The organism is Billgrantia antri (assembly GCF_019430905.1).
Lineage (GTDB): Bacteria > Pseudomonadota > Gammaproteobacteria > Pseudomonadales > Halomonadaceae > Halomonas > Halomonas antri.
In genome coordinates this window covers 667,455-689,693 of record NZ_JAHYCA010000001.1, presented here as the reverse complement: position 1 = coordinate 689,693, position 22,239 = coordinate 667,455, and the positions used below count along the sequence as shown (strand labels likewise).

Here is a 22,239-nt window from a genome sequence, read left to right as displayed (position 1 = left end):
ACTAACGCTTGCGGCGCGCCGAGCCGGTGAGGGCCGCGACGCCGAGCACGGCACCGACGATGGCTGTGGCAGTTAGCGCCGGATGCATCGCCGCCTGGGTATAACGACTCCTGCTGGCGACCCGATGACCGTACTCGGCTCGCTGCCAGACGCCCGGCGCGGGCCGGTGCAGGCCGCCGACGTGCTGGGGCGGACGGTTCGTTTGCTGCTGGCGGATCATGCTGCGTTCCATGACGCGATCGGCCAGTCTCGGTGCCAGTTGGCCCAGCAGTGCGATGCCTTGGCTGGCGCCGCCCACTCGGATGTCGCGCCGCGGATGCTCGGCGCAGTGCAGAATGGCCTCGGCCACCACGCTCGGCTCGTAGAGGGGCGGTGGCAGAGTGGGTTCGACGTCCATATGGTTGCCGGCGTGGTGCGGGAAGGGAGTGGCGATACTGCCGGGTTTGACCAGGGTGATCGATACCGGTGCTCCCAGCGCCTCGAGTTCCATGCGCAGCGCATCGGTGAAGCCCTTGACCGCATGCTTCGAGGCCGAGTACATGCCTTGCAGCGGGATGGCGCGATCCGAGACCACCGATCCGAGGTTGATGATCGCACCGCCGTGCCGCTCGGCGCGCATGCCCAGGTGACGGGCGGCCTCCAGCGAGCCGTGGACGACACCCCAGAAATCGGTCTCGAACAGGCGCCGCTGATCCTCGAGGGGCTGGTCGGTCAGGTAGCCGAACAGCGAAACCCCGGCATTGTTGATCCAGGTATCGAAGCCGCCGAAGTGATGGATGGCGGTTTCGGCAATATCGTGGACCTGCTCGGGGTCGCCGATGTCGGCCACCACGTATGCCGCATCTGCACCACGCTGGTGTAACTCTTCCACCAGCGTCTGCAAGGCGCTCTCATCGCGGGCGGCGACGACCAGATGAGCGCCGCGATCGGCAGCCAGTCGGGCGGTGGCCAAGCCGATGCCGCTGGTGGCACCGGTGATGACGAGGGTCTGATCTTCGAGTTGCTTCAATTGCAATGCCATAATGCTCTCCTTGCCTGCGCACCCAGTGCGCCATGGCGTTCATCGGTCGATCTCGTCTCAGGATAGAAGCTCTGTGTCATCTGCCAAAGCGCAGCGGAGAACGATGGCGAACGCTCGACGAAACCCCCCGCAGCGGGTGCCGCCCGTTGTTCAGCAATAGGAATGCGCATGAACCAACCCATCACTATCGTACGCCTGAGCCCCGACTCGGATCATGTCGCCACCGTGGCGAGCTGGACCTTCGCCGAGTGGGGACACCTCAACCCCGGCTATGCGGCCGACACCTGGCGCGAGGCCTTGCGCCGGGAATGCGGCGACGGCGGCGTGCCATCGGTGTTCGTGGCTATGGAAGGCGATCAGCCGGTGGGGACTGCGGCGCTATTGGCCGAGGACATGGACAGCCGCCGCGAACTCACGCCCTGGCTGGCCTCGGTGTTCGTGCTGCCGGAGTGGCGTGGGCAGGGCATCGCCTCGACGTTGATCCGGCGGGTCGAGCAGGAAGCCACCGACTGCGGCGTGCATCGGTTCTATCTGTTCACCCCCGACCAGCAGGCGCTCTACCGTCGGCTCGGCTGGCGTGACCACGAGGAGCTGAGCTACCGCGGTGAAGAGGTCACCATCATGCGGCGCCAGCTCGAGGCATGACGGTAGCCACGCCCCTTGGGCTTTACCGCGAGGCGGTGGAGCGTCACGGCTTCGCCCCGGACGAGGCCCAGCGTGCGGCGGCCAATCGGCTTGATGCCTGTTTCCATGCGCTGCACGACGAAGCTGCCTCAGTGGGTCGTCGCGCGATCGCCGGCGTTTATCTCTGGGGCCCGGTAGGGCGCGGCAAGACCTGGCTGATGGATGGCTTTCATCGGCATCTCGACGTGCCCGCCCGTCGCCTGCACTACCACCACTTCATGCGCTGGGTGCACCAGCGTCAGTTCCAGCTTGGCGGTACTGCCGACCCGCTCACGGCGCTGGCGAAGGAACTTGCTTCGGAAGTGCGTGTGCTGTGTCTCGATGAGCTGTTCGTCAGCGACATCGCCGATGCCATGCTGCTCGGGCGCCTGCTGCAGGCGCTGTTCGATCACGGCGTGGTGCTGGTATGCACCTCCAACCAGGCGCCGAACCGGCTCTATGCCGACGGCTTCAATCGCGAGCGTTTCCTGCCCGCGATCGCCGCCATCGAACGCAACATGGAGGTGGTGGAACTGGATGGTGGCTTCGACCATCGTCTGCACCCCGGTCGGGCTTGCCGGCGCTACTGGGTGGCGGAAGCCGACCAGCCGAGCGCACTGGCGGCCGTATTCGAGCGCCTGAGTGGGGATCAGCCGACCAGCGCCGAGCCCATCGAGCTGGGACATCGACGCATCGCGGTGGAGCGGCGCAGCGAGCGAGTGGTGTGGTGTCGCTATGCCGAGCTGTGCGAGCAACCGCTGGCGGCGCTTGACTTCATCGCGCTGGCCGACGAATTCGACCATGTCCTGCTCAGCGAAGTGCCGCGCCTGAGCGACGCGGCTTCGGTGGGACGAATCGCTCGCGGCACCGAGGACGGGGCCGAGCGCATCGAAGCCGGGGAGCGGGAGCTGCCGCCGCTGTCGCGGCGCGACGATGGCGTGCGCCGCTTCATCGCCCTGGTCGACGAGTGCTACGACCGCCGTGTGCCGCTCCATATCGAAGCCGAGGTCGCCATGGACGAACTCTACGCCCATGGCTATCTGGAATTCGCCTTCCGACGCACCCTCAGCCGCCTGCGCGAAATGCAGTTGGCGAGGTTTGGTGCTATTGCCTAGCTGGCGTTGCCCGCTCCGCCGACGATACCGCCTCGCAGGCCGCTCTGGCGCTCGCCGCCGCGCAGGTGCTGCGCCACGCTATCTTCGGGTGAGCCGGCCATTTCGCGGAACATGCCCATGGAGCCGAGCAGGGCGGAGGATTCGTAGGGCACGAACACTCGCTCGCCCTCCTGAGCCATGGTCGGCAGCGCCTTGATGTAGCTCTGGCCGAGCAGGTAGCCCACCACGGTGCGCTTGTGCTCGTCGCTGTCGCCGATTGCGCTCAGTACCAGCTTGATCGACTCCTGTTCGCCCTGGGCGCGCAGGATGGCCGACTCCTTGTCACCTTGGGCGTTGAGAATCGCCGATTCGCGCTGGCCCTGGGCCTTGGCGATAGCGGCGGCCTTCTCGCCCTCGGCCTCCGTCACGGTGGCGCGGCGCTTGCGCTCGGCGGCCATCTGCAGGCGCATGGCTTCCTCGACCTCCTCGGGCATGGCGATGTCCTGCACCTCGACCCGCGAGATCTTCACGCCCCATTTGGAAGCCGGCTCCTCCATGGCGGCCTGAATCTCGTTGTTGACCTCGGCGCGCGACTCGAACAGCTTGTCGAGCTCCATCTTGCCCACCACCGAACGCAACGTGGTCTTGGCCAATACCTCTACCGCCTGACTCATGTTCTCCACCTCGTAGACGGAGCGGCGCGGGTCGATGATCTGGAAGTAGAGCGCGCCGTTGATGCGCACGGTGACGTTGTCGGTGGTGACCACCGGCTGGCCGGGAAAGTCCATCACCGTCTCGCGGCGGTCGATGCGCACCTCGCTGGTGGTCACCGGGAAGAACTCCTCGCCGCGCTTCTGGTAGCGGATCATGGTGATGGCGCGGGGCTGCTCGATGAACGGGATGATGATGTTGATGCCGCTCTCCAGCAGCCGGTTGAACGAGCCCAGGCGCTCGATCACCATCACCTCCGACTGGCGCACGATCACCAGCCCCTTGGCGATGATCAGGATACCGATGACGACGACGATCAGGGCCAGCAGCAGCCCCGGGTTGATCGGGAGGTCCATGTTCGCTTTCACTCCTTGCGGTTGCGTATGAGGCGGGGCCGCTCAGCGACCCCGCGAAGGTAGTGCCTGAGCGCGCTAAGACGTCACTTGGCTGACGATGGCGGTGGTGCCGTCGAAGCGCTCGAAGGTCACCAGAGTGCCTGCCGGGAGTTCGGTGGCGCCGGTCTCGGCCACGCGCAGGCGATAGAAGTCGCCATTGATCTTGATCCCGCTGGCGTCGTCGAAGTCGCGCTTGAGGGTGGTGTAGGTGTGTCCCTGCTCCACGCCGGTGCCGGTGGTGCCGTAGGCCACCCCGCTGGGAGAAAACCACGGACGGATGACCTTGATCGTAAGCGGGAGCAGAATGCCCGAGAACACGCCCATGGCCAGCAGTTGCCAGGGAAGTGTCAGCCCCAGTACCGCGACGGCCGAGGTAAGGGCGGCGGCGACACCCAGTGACAGCAGTACCAGGACACCGGAGGTGAGTTCCGCCAGGCCCAGCAACAGGGCGATGGCTAGCCAGATGAGGGCGGGGTGCCAGTCCATGGTAGTCTCGCTAATGAAGAGTATCCCTGTCGCGCAATTGCAGGACCTGCGCAACACCATGTTACAACGTAATCCCATGGTATAGGAGAGCGCCATGCTGCACACCCTGGTAACTCGCCATTTCTCGGCGGCGGCACTCGTCCTGGCCGGTGGCGCTGTGCTGGCGACCCCCGCTCCGGCGGCGGAAGAGGAAGCCCAGGCGCAGGATCGGAACGAACAGGCCGCACCTGAGCAGGTTGAGACACAGCGGGAGCAGGGCGAACTAGATGACAGCGCAGCGGTAGCCGAGGACGATAAGCAACAGGCGGGGGCCGGAGAGGCGAACATAGAGGGTGACCATGCGGGGCACGACGAGCCTGCCGCCGAGCCTGAAGAGGATGAGCACGCCGACAATCCGGCCGTACAGGCCTATCGCGACACAGCCGCGCGCATGCACGCCGACATGCTGACGGAGTTCAGCGGTGACGCCGACGTCGACTTCGCCCGTGGCATGATCGTCCACCATCAGGGTGCCATCGACATGGCCCGCGTGGCGCTGGAGCATGGCGAGGACGACGCCATCCGCGACCTGGCGCGAGAGGTCATCGAGGCCCAGGGTGCCGAGATCGCCTTCCTGCGCGACTGGCTGGCCCGGAACGGCGACGACGAAGCCGAATGAGGGTCAGCGTGTGACAGCGTCCGGTTCGCGTTGAACCTGCCGGCGGCATGTCTCTCATGCCGCCGATTCCTACCCCGCCCTTTTTCCTACGCCCCACCCATACGCCATCGCTACGCCCCCCGGGGAGGAGGACGCCTGCGCCGCGATTGGCGAGCCTAGGCGAGTTCCTTTCGCCGTGCCGCAACGGCAGCGGCATCGATAACAACAACCCGGAGGTTCTCTCATGCCTTGGACACGCCATGCTGTGAGCGTCACCCTGCTGGCCGCGCTCGGCAGCGGCCTGGCCTTTTCCGCCTACGCCTTCGACGATGATCGGTTGACGATCTGGATGGGCGACAACAAGGGCTACGACGGCATCCGCGAGGTGGCGAGCCAGTTCACCGACGACACCGGCATTGCCGTCGACATCGTCAACCCTGACAACCTCACCGACCGCTTCCAGCAGGCCGCCGGCAGCGGCCAGGGGCCGGACATCGTGATCTGGGCCCACGACCGCACCGGCGAGTGGGCCCAGAGCGGGCTGCTGGCCCCCGTCTCGCCCTCCGCGGATTTCCGCGAGCGCTACTTCGACTTCACCTGGGACGCCAGCCTGTGGAACGGCGAGCACTACGGCTACCCCATATCGGTAGAGGCGTTGGGGCTGATCTACAACAAGGCACTGGTCGAAACACCGCCGGAGAGCTTCGCCGAGCTTGCGGCGCTGGATGCCGAGCTCGCCGAGCAGGGCAAGAAGGCGATCCTGTTCGACTACGGCGAGCCCTACTATGGCTGGACGCTGCTGGCCGCCAACGGCGGCTACCCCTTCCGCCAGACCGAGGAGGGCTTCGATGTTGCCGATATCGGCGTCAACAACGAGGGCGCCATCCAGGGCGCCGAGCAACTGGCGGAGCTGATCGAGAGCGGCGTGCTGCCGCGCGGTACCGACTACAGCATCATGGACACGCGCTTCAACCGCGGCGAGGTGGCAGCCATGATCAGCGGCCCCTGGGCCTGGAGCAATCTCGAGCGCAGCGGCATCGACTACGGCGTGGCGCTGCTGCCCAGGGTCGGCGAGGAGCGCGCCAAGCCGATGTTCGGCGTGATGACGGCGATGATCAACAGCGCCTCGCCCAACGACTTCCTGGCCGTCGAGTTCCTCGAGAACTACCTGCTCGATGAGGCGGGCATGCGCACCTTCAACAGCGACGGCACCCTGGGCGCGGTGGCCCACATCGGCTACCAGCAGGAGCTGGAGCGCGACCCCAACATCGCCGCCACCCTGGAGAATGCCGAGCTGGGCATGCCGATGCCCAACATTCCCGAGATGGGCGCCTTCTGGGCCGCCATGGAGCCGGCCTTGCAGAACATCGGCAGCGGTCGTCAGTCGCCTCGCGAAGCGCTGGACGCCGCGGCCCGCCGCATGCGCCAGTAAGTCCACCTCGCTCGAAGCCCGGCCGGCGGCCAATGCCGCCGGCCCGGCGCAGGACGCTACCCATGTACACCACTAATGCCTCCCGGGGGTTGCCCCGGCACCGCTCTCGCTACCCTGCCGAGCGCTATAGCCGCTGGGCGCTGCGTGCGCTGGTCGCTCTCGTCGTGCTGGCCACTCTCTGGCTGGTGCTGGCCTTCCACCTCCACGGCCAGCCGATCTTTGCGCTGCTTTTCCTGATGCTCGGCGTCGCGCTGGGGGTGGTCTTCAGCCGGCGCCGGCTGATGAGTCATCGCTATATCTTTCCCGCCGTGGCCGGCATGGCTCTGTTCGTCATCTTTCCGCTGCTCTACACCGTCGGCATCAGCTTCAGCAACTACAGCTCCAGCAACCTGCTCAGCGAGGAGCGGGTGCGCTCCCAACTGCTCTCGCGTACCTATCAGGAGGAGAGCGCCACCTTCGGTTTTCAGCTCTACCGCACCGAGGCGGGCGTTCGGCTCTTTCTGGAGCGCGAGGGCGATTCGGGCGAGGCGGTGGACGCGGGAAAGGCTCAGGCCGAGGCAGCGCTGCGTGGCGTGACACGGTTTACCACGGGGCCGATTGCGCTTGAGGGTGAGGGGCAGCGCCATGTGCAGATCCACCCCGGAGGCGAGCCGGCCGGCGAGCCCTTGGCCATGCGCGAGGTGATCGCCAAGCGCGATGCCTTGCAGAACCTGGTGCTGACCACCCCCGACGGGTTGGAGCTGCGCATGGTCGGGCTGCGCCATTTCGCGCCCATGCTCGATCGCTATGAAGCGCGCGATGACGGCAGTCTGTACGACCGCCGCGACGATCTCCTGCTGACCGCCGATCACGAGACCGGCTTTTTCGTCGCCGATACCGGTGAACGCATCACCCCGGGCTGGCCGGTGGCGGTGGGGCTGGACAACTACGCGAATATCTTTCTCGACCCCGACATCCGCGGGCCCTTCATTCAGATCTTCGTCTGGACCTTCGCCTTTGCCGGGCTCACGGTGCTGTTCACGCTGATGGTCGGCTTCGTGCTCGCCTCGCTGCTGCAGTGGGACCAGCTGCGCGGCAAGGCGCTCTACCGTACCTTGCTGATACTGCCCTACGCGGTCCCGGCGTTCATCTCGATCCTGATCTTCAAGGGCATGTTCAATCAGCACTTCGGCGAAATAAACCTGATCCTCGACGCCCTGTTCGGCGTACGTCCCAGTTGGTTCACCGACCCCTGGCTGGCGCGCAGCATGCTGCTGATCGTCAACACCTGGCTCGGCTATCCCTACATGCTGCTGCTGTGCATGGGGCTGATCCAGTCGATCCCCAAGGATCTCTACGAGGCCTCGGCGGTGGATGGTGGCGGCCCGCTCACCAACCTGTTCCAGATCACCCTTCCGCTGATCATCAAGCCGCTCACACCGCTGCTGATCGCCTGCTTCGCCTTCAATTTCAACAATTTCGTGCTGATCGCCCTGCTCACCGGGGGCAACCCCGACATTCTCGGTGCCAGCACCCCGGCGGGCACCACCGATCTGCTGGTGAGCTACACCTACCGCATCGCCTTCCAGGACGCCGGGCAGAACTTCGGCCTGGCCGCCGCCATCGCCACGCTGATCTTCGTGTTGGTGGCGGGGCTGGCGCTGCTCAACCTGCGCCTGGCCAAGGTCAGGGTCTGATCGGTTACAGGAGAATCGTCATGGCCATGGTTCAACCGCGTTCGATCCGTTTACGCAAGCTGGGGGCCCATCTCAGCCTGTGCGGCTTTCTCACGCTGATTCTGTTTCCGCTGCTGTTGGTGATCTCGATCTCCTTTCGCGAGGGCAACTTCGCCACCGGCAGCCTGATTCCCGAGAACTTCTCGCTGGAGCACTGGGCGCTGGCGCTGGGCATCCCCTGGGAGCGCACCGACGGTAGCGTGGTGCAGCCACCGTTCCCGGTGCTGCTGTGGCTGTGGAACTCGGTCAAGGTGGCACTCGTTTCGTCGCTGCTGATCGTGCTGCTTTCGACCACCAGCGCCTACGCCTTCGCCCGCATGCGCTTCGCCGGCAAGGGGCCGAGCCTCAAGGGCATGCTGATCTTCCAGATGTTCCCGGCGGTGCTCTCGCTGGTGGCGCTCTATGCCCTGTTCGACCGTCTGGGGCAGTTCGTCGGCTGGCTCGGCATCAACACCCACGGCGCGCTGATCGTCGCCTCGCTGGGAGCGGTGGCGCTGCATATCTGGACCATCAAGGGCTACTTCGAATCCATCGACGGCTCGCTGGAAGAGGCTGCCATGGTCGATGGCGCCAGCGCCTGGCAGGCGTTCCGCTATATCCTGCTGCCGCTGTCGCTGCCGATCCTGATGGTGGTATTCATCCTCGCCTTCGTCATGAGCATCATGGAGTACCCCATGGCCTCGGTGCTGCTGGTCGACGAGCACAAGCTGACCCTGGCCGTCGGCGCCCAGCAGTACCTGGCCGACCACAACCAGCGCTGGGGCAACTTCGCCGCGGCGGCGGTACTCTCCGGCCTGCCGATCACCGTGGCCTTCCTGATCTGCCAGCGCTGGATCATCGGTGGGCTTACCGCGGGGGGAGTGAAGGGGTGATGGGGCCGCAGCGGGCATCTCGATGTAAGACATTGCCGATATACCCTGTAAGAGATGCCCGCTTCGTGCCGTCCGGGGCTTGTTAGCTCGGCTTGCTTGCGTAATCTTCCGTTACCTGCGTGTTTGCCTTTCAAACGATTGCACAGGGACGGAGCCCATGGCTGACGCAAGCGGATGGCAATTTACCCTGGCCCTGGCCGGGGCCGACGACCTGGCGGTCATCGAATTCACGCACAAGGAAGCGCTGTCCCAGCCCTTCGAACTGACGGTGCGCTTCGCCAGCCGCGACGGCAGCCTCTCCGCCAGCGATATCCTCGACCGCGAGGCCACCCTGACGATCTGGCAGCAGGGCGAGGCGCTGCGCCGCGTCCACGGCATCGTCAGCGAGTTCGCCCGCGGCGATCGTGGCCACCGCCGCACCTTCTATCGCGTGACGATCCAGCCCGCGCTGTGGCGCCTCTCGCTGCGGCAGAACTCGCGCATCTTCCAGGAAGTCTCGCCGCTCACGGTGCTCAACACCCTGTGCGACGAACACGACCTCACCGACATCGCCTTTGCCGCCACCCGGGAACCCGAGTCCCGCGAGTACTGCGTGCAGTACCGCGAGACCGATCTCGCCTTCGTCCAGCGCCTGGCCGCCGAAGAAGGCCTGTTCTACTTCCACGAGTTTTTCCAGGTCAGCGGTGAAGAGGGCGCCAGCGCCGCCCATCGCCTGGTCTTCGCCGACGCCCCCCAGGTGCTCACCCACCTGGGCAGCCGCAGCTACCACAGCCGCGCCGGGGGCACGCCGCCGCGCCGCCACGTGCGCAAGCTGCAGCAGCACGCCCGTGTCGCCCCGGCCTCGACCACGCTCAAGGACTACTCCTTCAAGCGCCCGGCCTACGGTCAGCTGCACGACCACCTCGCCGACGGGCTGGAAGAACACGCGCAAAGGGTCGACTACGAACACTACGACTACCCCGGCCGCTACAAGGCCGACGCCTCCGGCCAGGCCTTCACCCGCATCCGCCTCGAATCCCTGCGCCGCAGTGCCAACACCGCCGACGCCGAGAGCGACCTGCCCGAGCTTGCCCCGGGGCTGCGCTTCACCCTCACCGACCACGACCTCGACGAGCTCAACCAGGACTGGCAGGTGCTCGGCGTGGTGCACCACGGCAAGCAGCCCCAGGCCCTGGAAGAGGACGGCATCGTTCAAGAACATGACGGGGGCAGCGCTGCCAGCCTGCAGGGTCGGGCAGGCTCGGAAGCCATGACCAAGTACTACAACGAACTGGTCCTCATGCCCGCCGACCTGGCCTGGCGCCCCGAGCCCAACCCTCGGCCCCGCGTCGACGGCCCCCAGGTCGCCTTCGTCGTCGGCCCCGAAGGCGAGGAGATCCACTGCGACGAGCATGGCCGGGTCAAGGTGCAGTTCCCCTGGGATCGCTACGCCGAGCCCAACGAAACCGCTAGTGCCTGGCTCCGAGTCAGCCAGGACTGGGCCGGCGGCGGCTACGGCAGTATGGCGATTCCGCGGATCGGCCACGAGGTGATCGTCAGCTATCTCGAAGGCGACCCCGACCAGCCGCTGATCACCGGGCGGGTCTACAACGCCGTCAACACGCCGCCCTATGCGTTGCCCGAGAACAAGACCCGTACCGTCATCCGCACCCAGAGTCACCAGGCCGAAGGCTTCAACGAGCTGCGCCTGGAAGACCAGGCCGGCCAGGAACAAATCTGGCTGCACGCCCAGAAAGACCTGGAACTGCTGATTAACAACGACCGCACCGAAGAGATCGGCAACGACAGCCACCTCACCGTGCACCATAGCCGCATCAGCGAGATCCACAGCAACGATCACCTCACCGTACACGGCCAGCGGCATACCCAGGTCGACGGCGACGACCACCTCATCGTCGGCGCCACCCGCCACGACAAGACCGCTCGCGCCCAGCTCGTCGAAGCCGGCCAGGAAGTGCACCACAAGGCCGGCAGCAAGACCGTGATCGACGCCGGCGCCGAGATCACCCTCAAGGCTGGCGGCAGCTTCCTCAAGCTCGACCCCAGCGGCATCACCATCGTCGGCGCCCAGGTCAGGATCAATTCCGGCGGCAGCCCCGGCTCGGGAAGCGGGCAGGGGGCGGTGGCGGCGCTGTTGCCGGGGGATGCGGCAGCGGAAGTCCACGAAGCGATCGATCCCATTCGGCACGAGCAACTGCTCACAGCGGCCATGCAGGGGGCGGCAGTAATCGAGATCTGCCAGCGGCTGGCTACGGGCGATGCGGCCAGTGCCGAGAGCTGCGCGCTGGGGGAGGCCTGCCCATGCCGTTGATCACCTCTCTCGAGGGGCAGGTGTGCTACCTGACCGATCAGGCGCTTCACCCTAAGGCGCAGCAGAGAATGTTCGAGGCGGACGACTCGCCGACGTATCAGTTGCTCTATTTGCAAACCCCGTATCGTCAGCACGCGGCGCATGGCCCGCTGCTGATACGGCCGTCCACGACGAATGCTCAAGCGCAACTGGAGCGCTGGGTCGAGCAGGGCGTGGCCATCGAGATCCACTCGCCTCACCCTTTTTCCGCGCTGGTCGAGCACTGGCGCGGCCTGACACAGGTACGGCGCCAAGAGGGGCCGCTGGGGCTGTTTCGCTATGCCGATCCGCGCCTGTATGCCGGCCTCGGGGCGGCGCTGAGCCCAAACGATATCGCCCGGCTGCTGGGGCCCGCCCATCTGATGCGAGGTATCGCTTCCGGCGAGGCTTGGTGCCTCGAATCGCCCGGTAGCCCGCTTTCGCCCGCAGGCGAGGAGTTCGTGCTGACCACGGCGCATGAGCGGGCCATTCAGGCCTGGCGAGAAGGTGTCTACAGTCGTCAACTGGCCGGCGAGCATGGGGTGGCCGAAGCAAGCGTTACTGTTTGGCTGGAGCAAATGAAAACGTTGGCACTGCCGACCGAACATGCCCGGTGGGAAGGGTGCCGCCTCCTTGCCGAGGCGGGCCAGCGGGCACCGCTCTCTCCAGCCCAGATGGCCAGCCTGCTTAGTCATGACGGCCCATGGCAGCAACGTCTCGAACACCTGCAGACGCTAGTGACGACCCCACTCGAAGCAGACGAGGTGCACGCATGAGCGACACACTGGCCCCGCCCGCGCTTCAGCCCAGCCGGTCATCCGCCTCGGGAAGCCGCCTGCTCGCCCACTGCTGCGTGAGCGTGACGGTGCTCATCGAGCATCGCGATACCCTGGGCCGCCCCTTGCCGGAAGGCACCCAGGTGGAGCTCTGCGATATCAGCCGACGGTCGTATACCGCACGCATCGACGCGGATGGTGTCAGCCGCCACGAGGGGGTGACGCCCGGCAAGGTGGCATGGCAACTGCTGGGCTGCGAGGGCCGGCACCTCGTCGACGTAGACGATGAGCCCTGCGATCCGAGGCTGGCGGCGGCGGCCCCGCCGGAATGCGTTGTCGCCGCGGACGAAACCACGCTACGGGCGATCTATCTGCCGCCTCCCATCCTCGTCAACCTGCGCGAGGATGTGGGTGCGGCATCGCCGGTCCTGCTCAGCGACGAGCAACTGGAACAGCTGCGCCTGGCCGGCAACAACGCCACCCTGTTCCTGCATGGCTATAACGTTCCCTATGGCGGCTATCGACATTTCGCCAACTGGGAGCAGCGCGATGACGTGACCGAGCGCCCCCTGCTGGTGCCTTCGGGAAGCGCACGCATCGCGACCGTTCGGCAGGAGACGGAGGGGGTATCCATTCTCGTCTCCTCGCAGACAAGAGGAAACCATTACGCCCCTTCCTACCAGGCGAACCCCGACCAGAGGGAAGCTTTTCTCAATGGCTCGGCGGCGCACAACTGGTGCCTGCACATGGAGTACCGGCTCAATAGCGCGGCCGGCATGACGGACGACGACTGGCGCCCGTACACCCGTATCGTCGGCGTGGCCTGGTCCGGGGATACCGGCGCGGTGGACTTCTTCCAGGCGGAGCTCAACGCCATGGCCGCGGGGCGTCGTCTGGTGGCACTGCTGAGCCAGCTCCACGAAGCCGGCATCGCGATCAACGTGATCAGCCACTCGCTGGGGGCGCGGGTCATTCTGACCGCCCTCAATATCCTTGGCGAGCAAGGCCGCTACCAGGTGCTGGACAACCTCTACCTGTGGCAGCCCGCCGTGGCGGACAACGCGCTGGTGAACGACCCCACGCAGGACAGCCACCCGCTGGGCATGGGGGTCTTCCCCGACGCTCACAAGGCAGTGCGCAAGGCGGTGGTGCTGCTCTCGCAGGAAGATGGCATTCTCGGGCCGCCGCCGGAAGGGACGCGCTCCTTCTGGCAGCAAGTGGCTGAGAAGGTGAACCCTGCCATGCGGGGCATGCGTTGGGCATTGGAGACGTTCGGCGCCGACGACTGGCTGGACGAGCTGATCGGTACGGCGGGCGGCGCCTACGGCAAGAAGTGGTGGGTCTTCCCCAGCGGCCTGTCGACACCCATCGCCCAGTACTATGACGACAAGGCCCCGGCCGACACCGTGAGGCCGCCGGTTGCCCACCAGCCGCCGGTGGGCCCGGATCCCTACGGCAGGGAGCGCGCCGCCCGAGGCTGGCAGGCGTTCCGGGAGCAGGCGATTCAGGAGGCGCGAGACGCCCTGGCCAGTGGTGACGTGCTGCCCACCTACCATCTGCTGGCGCCGCTGGCGCACCATGCCGTGATTACGGAAGCGCGTGCGGCCCAGTATGTCGATTCTCTGCAGGCGCTGGTGGCCAGGCACTGGCGGGCAGGTAAGATGCCGCGTGCGGCACTGGGGCATGTGGGGTTTGAAGAGGTGGGTAAGGAAAATCCGCTCATTGAGAGAAAATTAGGAAATAAAACCTTCGATTTTGTCGATCAAACGCTCTGGCTTTTTGATCATTCGGGTATGCGTATACCCAGCGAAGAGGTATTTGAAAAGAGCTACAAGGAAGGCATCTACGATCGCATCAAGGAGTCATCTCGCTTTGGTCGTTACGAATAAGAGTAAACTGGTTGCGCTGATTGCTGGGACAGCCCTGATCTTTGGCGTAGCTGCTTACGGCTTCCTCTTTTCCACTCGGTTGGAGCCCGTGACCTCGCTAAGCGTATCGACGGATGGTCGATACGTGGTCAGCGCCCATGAGGATGCCAAACTGGTGCTATGGGATCTGGAGCAGCGTAAGCGAGAGGTCCTGTCCGAGTCGGCCAATCTCTATAGCGCCTATTTCATCGAAGAGAGCGATGCCTTCCTGTGGCAGGACCTGGACAACGTCGTTCGCGTTCAGCGCGTCGACGGCGAAGTGATCGAGGCCTTCGAGCACTTTCCCACCTATGGCCATGTCATGTCCCGCGACCGGGAGCACTACCTCTCCGCGAACCAGACCTGGAACATCTACCACGGCCACGGCGAGGCACTGCGTCCCGTGCTGCGAGACAGCCGTAGCCCCAGTTTCACGGGGACGGGGCAGGTGTTGAACCTGTCGCTCGGCGGCCGCTATTTCGTCTCCGGCGGCTCGGGCAGCCCCGGCGGGGAGTTGGAAGATTCCCCCCCCGTGCGCGAAGAGGAAGAGTTCCGATTTTCCTCCAGCTATGGTGGTGTCACGCTATGGAGTCTCGATACCCTCGCGCCCGTGGCGAAGCTGCCCGGCAATTCCTCCAAGACCTATGCCACCATTAGCCCGGATGGGCAGTGGGTGGTTAGCGGTGACGAAAATACCATTGGGCTATTCTGGCATACAGACTCGCCTAGAGATCGGCACCGGATGGCAAGTTATAACCATGGAATTTTGCTTGAAGACCTGCCGGAAGGGCTTGAAGAAAATGAATATTGGGATAAGAGCCAACTGATTCCTGTTCCAGAGTCTAGCCAGCCTGATAAGTGGGGAAGTATCCGTTCCCTGGCGACGCCAACGACGGTGGCCATCGCCTTTATCAACGGCAGCGAGGAGTTCCTGCGTATTGGTTACGCGCATTATGAAAGCGGGGGCATGAGTCGTACCTATGCCGCGCTGTTCGAGGCGGGCAATCCTTGGCCGCAGGCGTACCTGGACCTCGGCACCGATCCTTTCCCCTCGGTCAACGACTACTCCCGCAACCTGAGCATCGACTCGGCGCCGGAGGCCAACCTGCTGGTCACCGGGCACGCCTTCGAGGGCGGGATTAGCGTCTACCGCTACGACCCCGAGGCGCGCACCCTGACCAAGGAGTGGGTGGGGCGATGAGATGCCCCCTTGCGACACTGGCCGCGTTCGAGGGGGGCGGTTCAATGGGTAACGCCCGGAATTCGCACCTGACGTGGGCAGGCCATGCCGTCCGCGCCGAACAAATGGCAGCGCTCGCCCGAGAGGCCAAGCTCGATGTGCTGGTCCTCCTCCAGGTGGGCCAGGCCGTCGAGGCGCTGGGCGAGGGGCTCGCCGACACCTTCCACGCGCAGGTGGGCCAGCGTCTCGTAGCCGAGCTTCTCGGCCACCAGCAGTCGTGCGGCGAGGCGTACCTCGGCCTCGGCCGGGGTGACGAAGTCCTCGGCGCGTACCGCCAGCGTGGCCGTATCGCCGGCCTCGAGACGCGTGCCGTCGACCGCAACGGCCAGCGTTTCGCCGTCGGGTAGGCGCACCGCGGTGCGCTGGCGGCCAGGGTCGATGACGGTTACCGGCAGCGTGTTGATGCGCGGCGAGCCGATGAAGCGCGCCACCTCCAGCGTGGCCGGGTAATGGTAGAGCGCGAGGGGGGCGCCGACCTGGGCGATGCGGCCGCCGGCCAGCAGCACGATGCGGTCGGCCAGGGTCATCGCCTCGGTCTGGTCGTGGGTCACGTAGATCATGGTGGCGCCCAGGCGCCGGTGCAGTTCGGCGATCTGCACGCGCATGTCGACCCGCAGCGCGGCATCGAGATTGGAGAGCGGTTCGTCGAACAGGAACACCGCCGGCTCCTTGACCAGGGTGCGGCCGATGGCCACCCGCTGGCGCTGGCCGCCGGAGAGCTCCTTGGGTTTGCGTTCGAGCAGCTCGCCGAGATGCAGCATCTCGGCGGCGTGCTCCACCCGGCGGCGGATCTCGGCCTTGTCGGTGCGCGCCAGCTTGAGGCCGAAGGCCATGTTCTCGGCCACCGTCATGTGCGGGTAGAGCGCGTAGGACTGGAACACCATGCCGATGTCGCGCTCCTGCGGCGGTACCTCGTTGATGCGCTCGCCGTCGAGGCGCATCTCGCCGTGGCTGATCTCCTCTAGCCCGGCGATCATGCGCAGCAGGGTCGACTTGCCGCAGCCGGAGGGCCCGACGAAGACGACGAACTCACCGTCCTCGATGACCAGGTCGATGTCGCGGGAGATCTCGACTCCCGCGTAATCCTTGCCGATACCACTGAGCGTCAGACGTCCCATGTGACCTCCTCGCCGACCGGGCAGCGCGCGATGGCGACGCCGCAGGGCGGCAGATGGACCTTGCCATCGCTCCAGATACCGTTGACCAGTGCCGGGGCATTGTCGAGCGGACTCGCCTCGCGCGGTGCGGTCAGGGTGCGCGGCTCGGCGCTGAAGTTGAGTGCCACCAGCAGTCGTTCGTTCGGCGCCCGGCCGGGATGGCGGCGCTCCAGGCAGAGCACCTCGTCGCGCAAGGGGTGGTAGTGCACGTCGCCTTTCACCAGTGTCATATGCTCGCGACGGAAGGCGAGGAAGGCGCGGTAGGCGTTGAGCAGAGAATCGGGATCGTCGTCCTGCCGGTCCATGGCCAGCGCCAGGTGTTCGTCGGGCACTGGCAGCCAGGGGGCGCTGCGTGAGAAGTCGCCATGGGGTGTGTCGGCGCACCAGGGCTGCGGGGTGCGACAGCCGTCACGGCCCTTGTAAGCGGGCCAGAAGGTGATGCCGGCCGGGTCGACCAGTTGCTCCAGGGTCAGCTCGGCCTCGGGCAGGCCCAGCTCTTCGCCCTGGTAGAGGCAGACGCTGCCGCGCTGGGTCAGCAGGAAGGCCAGGTACAGGCGCAGCCGGGCGGCATCGCCCTCGGCGTGCCAGCGCGTGGCGAGGCGTGGTACGTCGTGGTTGCCCAGCGCCCAGCACGGCCAGCCGTCGCCGATGCGTGCCTCCATGGCGGTCATCGTCCGGTGCAGGAACTCGGGGTCGTGGCGCTCGCCGAGCAGGTCGAAGGAGTAGGCCATGTGCAGGCGGTTGCCGCCCTGGGTGTAGGCCGCCATCACGTTGAGCGAGTCGTCATCGCCTACCTCGCCGACGCTGGTGGTACCGGGGTATTCGTCGAACAGGGCCCGCAGCCGCTCGAGGAAGATCAGGTTCTCGGGCTGCGTCTTGTCATGGAGATGCTGCTGGAAGCCGTAGGGGTTGTCCGGCCGCGTGCCGAGGAAGCTTTCTACCGCCTCGTGGCGGGGCGGATTGTCCTTGAGTTCGCCGTGGGTGCAGAAGTTGATCGCGTCGAGGCGGAAGCCGTCGACGCCACGATCGAGCCAGAAGCGCACTTCGTCGAGAATCGCCTCGACCACCTCGGGGTGGTGGAAATTGAGATCCGGCTGGCTGGCCAGGAAGTTGTGCAGGTAGTACTGGCAGCGGCGGGTATCCCACTGCCAGGCGCTACCGCCGAATACCGATTGCCAGTTGGTAGGCGGCGAGCCGTCGGCCTTGGCTTCGGCCCAGACGTACCAGTCGGCCTTGGGGTTGTCGCGGCTGGCCCGGCTCTCGCTGAACCAGGCGTGCTGGTCGGAGGTGTGCGAGAGCACCTGGTCGATGGTGACCTTGAGCCCACGGGCGTGGGCGGCCTCCACCAGGCGGTCGAGATCCTCCAGCGTGCCGAACATGGGGTCGACGCCGCGATAGTCGGCGACGTCGTAGCCAAAGTCCTTCATCGGCGAGGTGAAGAAGGGGGAGAGCCAGATGGCGTCGACGTTGAGCGAGGCGATGTAGTCGAGCTTGTCGATCACGCCGCACAGGTCGCCGATGCCGTCGCCGTTGCTGTCCATGAAGCTGCGCGGATAGATCTGATAGATCACCGCGCCACGCCACCACTCCTGACCCTGCCTGCCGTAGATCTGCTGTGCGTTCATGCGTTGTCCTTGTCGCTTGCCATACGGGGAAACGTAGGATCGATGGTGACGTCGTGGGCCGCGGGGGGAATCCTCTACTCCCGGGATGCTTGAGGCGTAGCAGGGGGGAGGAGGTGTAGAGAGGGGAGGCCGGCAACTACTCCGCCTGGATGCGTATGAGCAGCTCGCCGGCCAGCGCGATGGCCTCCTCGCGGCGGCGGATGTGCTGCTTCTGGTAGAGGCTGCGGATGTGGGTCTTGACCGTGGTGGGCGCCACCGAGAGCTGTTCGGCGATCTGCTCGTTGGAGAGCCCGGCGTGGATCAGGCCGAGGATCTGCCATTCTCGACGGGTCAGCGGCGAGGTGCGGATCAGCTCCGGCACGTCGGGACGGGAGACGATCTCTTCGATCACCGAGTCGTCGAGCAGCAGGCGCACCGCGCGGCCGAACTCACGCTGGCGCCGGGCGAGTTCGAGCAGCCGCTCGGCATGATGCCTGGCCAGCGGGTCGAGGCCTTCGTCCTCCAGCAGCGGTGCGAGCATATCGGGCAGTGCCCGGCCCAGGCGCAGGAAACTGCCGGCCAGTGCCGTGCGGGTGGCCAGCGTCAGCGCCTGGCGCAGATGCTCCTGCGCCTCGTCGTGGCGATCGCGCTGCCAGGCCAGGTCCGCCAGGCACAGGCGGTTGCGGTTGGCGTCGGTGACAAGTCCGAGCCGCTCGGTCTGGCGTTCCAGTGCCGCGAGCAGGGCGCCGGCTTCGTCGAAGCGACCGACCAGGGTCAGTGCCCGGGCATGATTGCGCAGATTGCACTGGGCGAAATGGTTGCTGGCCCGCGCCGGATCTCCCGCCGGTGCCTCCTGCAGCCAGCGGGCCACGGCGTCGAGGTCGCCGTTGGCCTGCCACCAGGCGAGCAGGGTGGCATGGGCGTTGGCCTGCCAGTCGATGTGGTAGTCGCCTTGGACCAGGATCTTGCGTACCCGGCGAATATGGTCGGCGCACTGGGCCGGGTCGCCCCGCGACAGGGCCACCTTGGCCAGGCCGACGTGGCATTGCAGGGTCCAGCGTTCGCCTTGCGTGTCGAGCACCTCGATGCCCTTCAGCGCCGCCTGCTCCGCTTCGTCGAGGCGCTGCCACTCCCACAGCAGCTGGCTGCGGATGCGATAGAGGAATTCCGCCACCGGCAGGCGGTCGAGGCCGCAGCGCTCGACCTGGGCCATGGCGCGCTCCTGCACGTCAAAGGCAGCCTGCAGGCGCCCCTGTGCCACCAGCGTTTCGGATTGATGGCACAGCGCCCACAGCCGGCGCTGCTCGTCGCCGAGGCGCGCCGCTTCGTGCTCCACCCGGCGGGTCCGCTCGAGCGATTCGGCCAGCTCTCCCTGGACGAAGCGCGCCTCGGCGAGAATGGACGCGGCGGTGAGCGGGGTGCCCGCCAGGTAACGGGGCGGCAGGATCACGGCCTGCTCGGCCAGCGGGGCGGCGCGCTCGGCGTTGCCCTCGTTGATCGCCAACTGGGCGCGCAGGGTGGCGAACTCGGCGCCCAGCTCCCCCCATTCGGGGGCCTCGAGCTGTGCCTCGATCCAGTCGATGGCCTGGCGGGTGCGGTCGAAGTGGTACTGGGCGTGGGAGGCCCAGCCGTGCAGCAGTGTCAGCCGCGGCGAGTCGACCAGGCGGGTGTCGCCGAGGGCAGCGAGTCCACGGGCCAGCAGGGCGAAGTGGCCATTGGCCAGCAGCGTGGGACCCTGCTGCTCGAGCAGTTCGGCCAGCGCATCGGGCGCTTCGGCCTCGATTGCCTGGGCCAGCGCCAGGGCCGGGTTGCCCAGGCGCAGCCAGGCGATGCTGGCGCGCTGGTGCAGCTCACGCTGGGTCGCCAGGCTGAGTTCGTGACGTCGATGACGCAGATAGCCGGCGAATAGCGGATGAAAGCGCAGCCATTGCGAGTGAGGTTCGACTCGCTCGAGGAACAGGCTACCCTGTTCGAGCGCCTCCAGTCGCTGAGAAAGCCGCTCCCCCTCCAACAGCCGAGCCGTCAAAGTCGGCGAGAAGCGTTCCAGCACGCCGAGCTGCAGCAATAGCTGGCGGTCCTGCTCGTCGACGCTGTCCTCGAGCAGCTCGTCGAACCAGGCGACGTAGTCGGGATGAGCGCCGTCGAGGCGCTCGAGCAGGCTATCGAAGGCGGCCCGGGTGGTAGTGCGCTCGATCAGCCAGGCCAGCGCCAGCGGCCAGCCCTCGGTACGGCGCAGGGCGCGTTCCAGGCTCACGCGCGTCGGCGGGAAGCTGAGCTGCTCGGCGCACAGCGTCTGGGCCTCCTCCAGCTCGAAGGCCAGCTCGGTCACGCCGATCTCCTCCAGCTCACCACGCAGCCGCAGCCCCGCCGTACCCAGCGCGGGGCGGGTACGCGAGGCCAGGGTGAGGGTCAGCCAGGGCGGCTGGTGGTCGAGCCAGTGGCGCAGGGCCTCGAGGGTCCGTGGATTGCGCAGGTGGTGGAAGTCATCGAGCACCAGCCTGGCGGGTGGGGCCTCGTGCGGCAGGGCGGCGAGCCACGCCTCCATGGCGGCAGGCAGGTCGCCCGGCGGGGGGAGCGCCGGCGCGAGACCGAGCCGGCGGCAGAGCTCGGCCAGGGTGGCGTGAAAGTAGGCAGCGAAGCGTTCGGGGGCGTCGTCGCGTGCATCCAGGCGCAGCCAGGCCGCCGGTTGGTCCAACTGCGGCAGACGCTCGGCCAGCAGCGCGCTCTTGCCGTACCCCGGGGGGGCCTGGACCACCAGCAGGCGCACCCGCTCGGTCAGCGCGAAGCGGTCGTTTAGCCGCTCCCGGGCGACGACGCTGACGGGCAGGGCAGGCGGAGTTAGCTTTTCCTGGAGCAGAGGCATGGCGACCGGTACTTTTCTGTAACGATTCAGTCAGTATGCCTGCTATTGCTCATCGAAAGGACAGGCTTCGACCAAGGGCGTAGAAACCGCGCCATTCTCACCGCAGCGGCGCGGCATTCAGGCAAAGCTCGTCACAAAAGGCCCGTCACAGCCCCAGGCGCTCCTTGACCCGACCGAAGGCAGCCAGGGCGAACTCCAGATCGTCGCGACTCAGCGCGGCGGATATCTGGGTGCGGATTCGCGCCTTGCCTTGGGGGACCACCGGGTAGGAGAAGGCGATCACATAGACGCCTTCCTTGAGCATCTCCTCGGCGAAGCGCCCGGCAAGCCCGGCGTCATGCAGCATCACCGGCACGATGGGGTGCTCGCCGGGCAGCAGCTCGAAGCCCAGACGCTCGAGGCCCTCACGGAAGAAGGCGGTGTTCACGGTTAGCCGGTTGCGCAACTCGCCGGACTCGGCGGCCAGCTCGATGGCCTTCAGCGCGCCAGCGACCACTGGTGGTGCCACGGTGTTGGAGAACAGATAGGGACGCGAACGCTGTCGCAGCAGTTCGACGATCTCTCGCTTACCGCTGGTATAGCCGCCGCTGGCGCCTCCCAGCGCCTTGCCCAGCGTGCCGGTGGTGATGTCGATACGGTCCATGCAGCCGCGGTACTCGTGGGTGCCGCGGCCGCCCTCGCCAAGGAAGCCAGTGGCATGGCAGTCGTCGAAGTGCACCAGGGCACCGTAGCGTTCGGCCAGGTCACAGATCTCGTCGAGCCGGGCAATGTACCCATCCATGGAGAACACGCCGTCGGTAGTGATCAGCTTGAAGCGCGCGCCGTCGCGATCGGCGGCTTTCAACTGCGCCTCGAGGTCGGTCATGTCATTGTTGCGGTAGCGGTAGCGCCGGGCCTTGCACAGGCGTACGCCGTCGATGATGCTGGCGTGATTGAGCTCGTCGGAGATCACCGCGTCCTCGGCGCCGAGCAGCGTTTCGAACAGCCCGCCATTGGCGTCGAAGCAGGAGGGATAGAGGATCGTGTCCTCGGTGCCGAGAAAGTCGGTCAGGCGCTGCTCGAGCTGCTTGTGCAGGCTCTGGGTACCGCAGATGAAGCGCACCGAGGCCAGCCCGTAGCCCCACTCCTCGAGCCCGGCCCTGGCGGCTGCATTGACCTCAGGATGCTGGGCCAGGCCCAAGTAGTTGTTGGCACACAGGTTGAGTACCTCGGTGCCGGCGTTGATGCCGACATGGGCACCCTGGGGGGTGGTCAGCTGGCGCTCGTGCTTGGTCAGCCCGGCCTGGCGAATGGCGTCGAGCTCGCCGCGCAGGTGCTGCTTGAAGGCTCCGTACATG

Annotated in this window: 17 protein-coding genes; 10 read left to right on the top strand and 7 right to left on the bottom strand. The window is 66.4% G+C overall.

Annotated elements, in window-relative coordinates; all coding sequences use genetic code 11:
- Nucleotide 1 precedes the first annotated feature (1 nt).
- Nucleotides 2–1,021 (bottom strand): SDR family oxidoreductase, encoded by a 1,020-nt coding sequence (locus tag KPL81_RS03120; RefSeq protein WP_219790651.1) that lies wholly within the window; start codon nt 1,019–1,021, stop codon nt 2–4.
- A 168-nt stretch (nt 1,022–1,189) separates the two neighbouring features.
- Here KPL81_RS03120 and KPL81_RS03115 point away from each other — a divergent pair, with 168 nt between their 5' ends.
- Nucleotides 1,190–1,666 (top strand): GNAT family N-acetyltransferase, encoded by a 477-nt coding sequence (locus tag KPL81_RS03115; protein ID WP_219790650.1) that lies wholly within the window; start codon nt 1,190–1,192, stop codon nt 1,664–1,666.
- Entirely contained in the window at nt 1,663–2,799 is a 1,137-nt protein-coding gene (gene zapE / locus KPL81_RS03110; RefSeq protein ID WP_219790649.1) for a cell division protein ZapE, read from the top strand. Before KPL81_RS03115 ends, zapE begins: the two co-directional genes overlap by 4 nt.
- Here zapE and KPL81_RS03105 read toward each other — a convergent pair.
- Nucleotides 2,796–3,845 carry an SPFH domain-containing protein gene (locus KPL81_RS03105; RefSeq protein WP_209473951.1) on the bottom strand — a complete coding sequence of 350 codons (1,050 nt, stop codon included), beginning with the start codon at nt 3,843–3,845 and terminating at the stop codon, nt 2,796–2,798. The genes zapE and KPL81_RS03105 overlap by 4 nt on opposite strands.
- Before the next feature lie 75 nt (nt 3,846–3,920).
- The gene (locus KPL81_RS03100) at nt 3,921–4,370 is read right to left on the bottom strand and encodes an NfeD family protein (RefSeq protein ID WP_219790648.1); all 450 of its coding nucleotides are present in this window, start codon (nt 4,368–4,370) and stop codon (nt 3,921–3,923) included.
- A gap of 94 nt (nt 4,371–4,464) precedes the next feature.
- Here KPL81_RS03100 and copM point away from each other — a divergent pair, with 94 nt between their 5' ends.
- From copM to KPL81_RS03060, 8 genes are all read left to right on the top strand, one after another.
- A complete protein-coding gene (gene copM / locus KPL81_RS03095) occupies nt 4,465–5,028 on the top strand; it encodes a CopM family metallochaperone (RefSeq protein ID WP_219790647.1) in 564 nt (187 codons plus the stop codon).
- A 223-nt stretch (nt 5,029–5,251) separates the two neighbouring features.
- Nucleotides 5,252–6,439: a maltose/maltodextrin ABC transporter substrate-binding protein MalE gene (gene malE, locus KPL81_RS03090; RefSeq protein WP_219790646.1), complete on the top strand. Its 1,188-nt coding sequence runs from the start codon at nt 5,252–5,254 to the stop codon at nt 6,437–6,439.
- A gap of 62 nt (nt 6,440–6,501) precedes the next feature.
- Nucleotides 6,502–8,115: a maltose ABC transporter permease MalF gene (gene malF / locus KPL81_RS03085; protein WP_219790645.1), complete on the top strand. Its 1,614-nt coding sequence runs from the start codon at nt 6,502–6,504 to the stop codon at nt 8,113–8,115.
- Nucleotides 8,116–8,135: 20 nt separating this feature from the next.
- Nucleotides 8,136–9,026 carry a maltose ABC transporter permease MalG gene (malG, locus tag KPL81_RS03080; RefSeq protein ID WP_219790644.1) on the top strand — a complete coding sequence of 297 codons (891 nt, stop codon included), beginning with the start codon at nt 8,136–8,138 and terminating at the stop codon, nt 9,024–9,026.
- Nucleotides 9,027–9,183: 157 nt separating this feature from the next.
- The gene (locus KPL81_RS03075) at nt 9,184–11,337 is read left to right on the top strand and encodes a type VI secretion system Vgr family protein (RefSeq protein WP_219790643.1); all 2,154 of its coding nucleotides are present in this window, start codon (nt 9,184–9,186) and stop codon (nt 11,335–11,337) included.
- A complete protein-coding gene (locus KPL81_RS03070; protein WP_219790642.1) occupies nt 11,328–12,131 on the top strand; it encodes a DUF4123 domain-containing protein in 804 nt (267 codons plus the stop codon). The genes KPL81_RS03075 and KPL81_RS03070 overlap by 10 nt, the downstream gene beginning before the upstream one ends.
- On the top strand, nt 12,128–14,020 hold the full coding sequence (locus KPL81_RS03065) for a hypothetical protein (RefSeq protein WP_219790641.1): 1,893 nt from the start codon (nt 12,128–12,130) through the stop codon (nt 14,018–14,020). The genes KPL81_RS03070 and KPL81_RS03065 overlap by 4 nt, the downstream gene beginning before the upstream one ends.
- Nucleotides 14,004–15,239, top strand: a complete 1,236-nt coding sequence (locus KPL81_RS03060; protein WP_219790640.1) for a WD40 repeat domain-containing protein — start codon at nt 14,004–14,006, stop codon at nt 15,237–15,239. The genes KPL81_RS03065 and KPL81_RS03060 overlap by 17 nt, the downstream gene beginning before the upstream one ends.
- Nucleotides 15,240–15,280: 41 nt before the next feature.
- Here the strand turns inward: KPL81_RS03060 and ugpC are convergent, their stop codons facing one another.
- The 4 genes from ugpC to kbl all read right to left on the bottom strand — a co-directional run bounded on the left by ugpC (nt 15,281) and on the right by kbl (nt 22,238).
- On the bottom strand, nt 15,281–16,396 hold the full coding sequence (ugpC, locus tag KPL81_RS03055) for a sn-glycerol-3-phosphate ABC transporter ATP-binding protein UgpC (RefSeq protein ID WP_219790639.1): 1,116 nt from the start codon (nt 16,394–16,396) through the stop codon (nt 15,281–15,283).
- Nucleotides 16,384–18,060 (bottom strand): alpha-amylase family glycosyl hydrolase, encoded by a 1,677-nt coding sequence (locus KPL81_RS03050; protein ID WP_219790638.1) that lies wholly within the window; start codon nt 18,058–18,060, stop codon nt 16,384–16,386. The genes ugpC and KPL81_RS03050 overlap by 13 nt, the downstream gene beginning before the upstream one ends.
- Before the next feature lie 136 nt (nt 18,061–18,196).
- The gene (malT, locus tag KPL81_RS03045; protein WP_219790637.1) at nt 18,197–20,902 is read right to left on the bottom strand and encodes an HTH-type transcriptional regulator MalT; all 2,706 of its coding nucleotides are present in this window, start codon (nt 20,900–20,902) and stop codon (nt 18,197–18,199) included.
- 145 nt (nt 20,903–21,047) lie between these two features.
- Nucleotides 21,048–22,238: a glycine C-acetyltransferase gene (gene kbl / locus KPL81_RS03040; protein WP_209473908.1), complete on the bottom strand. Its 1,191-nt coding sequence runs from the start codon at nt 22,236–22,238 to the stop codon at nt 21,048–21,050.
- Nucleotide 22,239: the final 1 nt, after the last annotated feature.

Coding starts and splice junctions, on each gene's coding strand:
- KPL81_RS03065 (WP_219790641.1), top strand. CDS start 12,128: ATGAGCGACACACTGGCCCCGCCCGCGCTTCAGCCCAGCCGGTCATCC.
- KPL81_RS03115 (WP_219790650.1), top strand. CDS start 1,190: ATGAACCAACCCATCACTATCGTACGCCTGAGCCCCGACTCGGATCAT.
- malG (WP_219790644.1), top strand. CDS start 8,136: ATGGCCATGGTTCAACCGCGTTCGATCCGTTTACGCAAGCTGGGGGCC.
- kbl (WP_209473908.1), bottom strand. CDS start 22,238: ATGTACGGAGCCTTCAAGCAGCACCTGCGCGGCGAGCTCGACGCCATT.
- copM (WP_219790647.1), top strand. CDS start 4,465: ATGCTGCACACCCTGGTAACTCGCCATTTCTCGGCGGCGGCACTCGTC.
- KPL81_RS03070 (WP_219790642.1), top strand. CDS start 11,328: ATGCCGTTGATCACCTCTCTCGAGGGGCAGGTGTGCTACCTGACCGAT.
- zapE (WP_219790649.1), top strand. CDS start 1,663: ATGACGGTAGCCACGCCCCTTGGGCTTTACCGCGAGGCGGTGGAGCGT.
- KPL81_RS03120 (WP_219790651.1), bottom strand. CDS start 1,021: ATGGCATTGCAATTGAAGCAACTCGAAGATCAGACCCTCGTCATCACC.
- malF (WP_219790645.1), top strand. CDS start 6,502: ATGTACACCACTAATGCCTCCCGGGGGTTGCCCCGGCACCGCTCTCGC.
- KPL81_RS03100 (WP_219790648.1), bottom strand. CDS start 4,370: ATGGACTGGCACCCCGCCCTCATCTGGCTAGCCATCGCCCTGTTGCTG.
- malE (WP_219790646.1), top strand. CDS start 5,252: ATGCCTTGGACACGCCATGCTGTGAGCGTCACCCTGCTGGCCGCGCTC.
- ugpC (WP_219790639.1), bottom strand. CDS start 16,396: ATGGGACGTCTGACGCTCAGTGGTATCGGCAAGGATTACGCGGGAGTC.
- KPL81_RS03105 (WP_209473951.1), bottom strand. CDS start 3,845: ATGGACCTCCCGATCAACCCGGGGCTGCTGCTGGCCCTGATCGTCGTC.
- KPL81_RS03050 (WP_219790638.1), bottom strand. CDS start 18,060: ATGAACGCACAGCAGATCTACGGCAGGCAGGGTCAGGAGTGGTGGCGT.
- KPL81_RS03075 (WP_219790643.1), top strand. CDS start 9,184: ATGGCTGACGCAAGCGGATGGCAATTTACCCTGGCCCTGGCCGGGGCC.
- malT (WP_219790637.1), bottom strand. CDS start 20,902: ATGCCTCTGCTCCAGGAAAAGCTAACTCCGCCTGCCCTGCCCGTCAGC.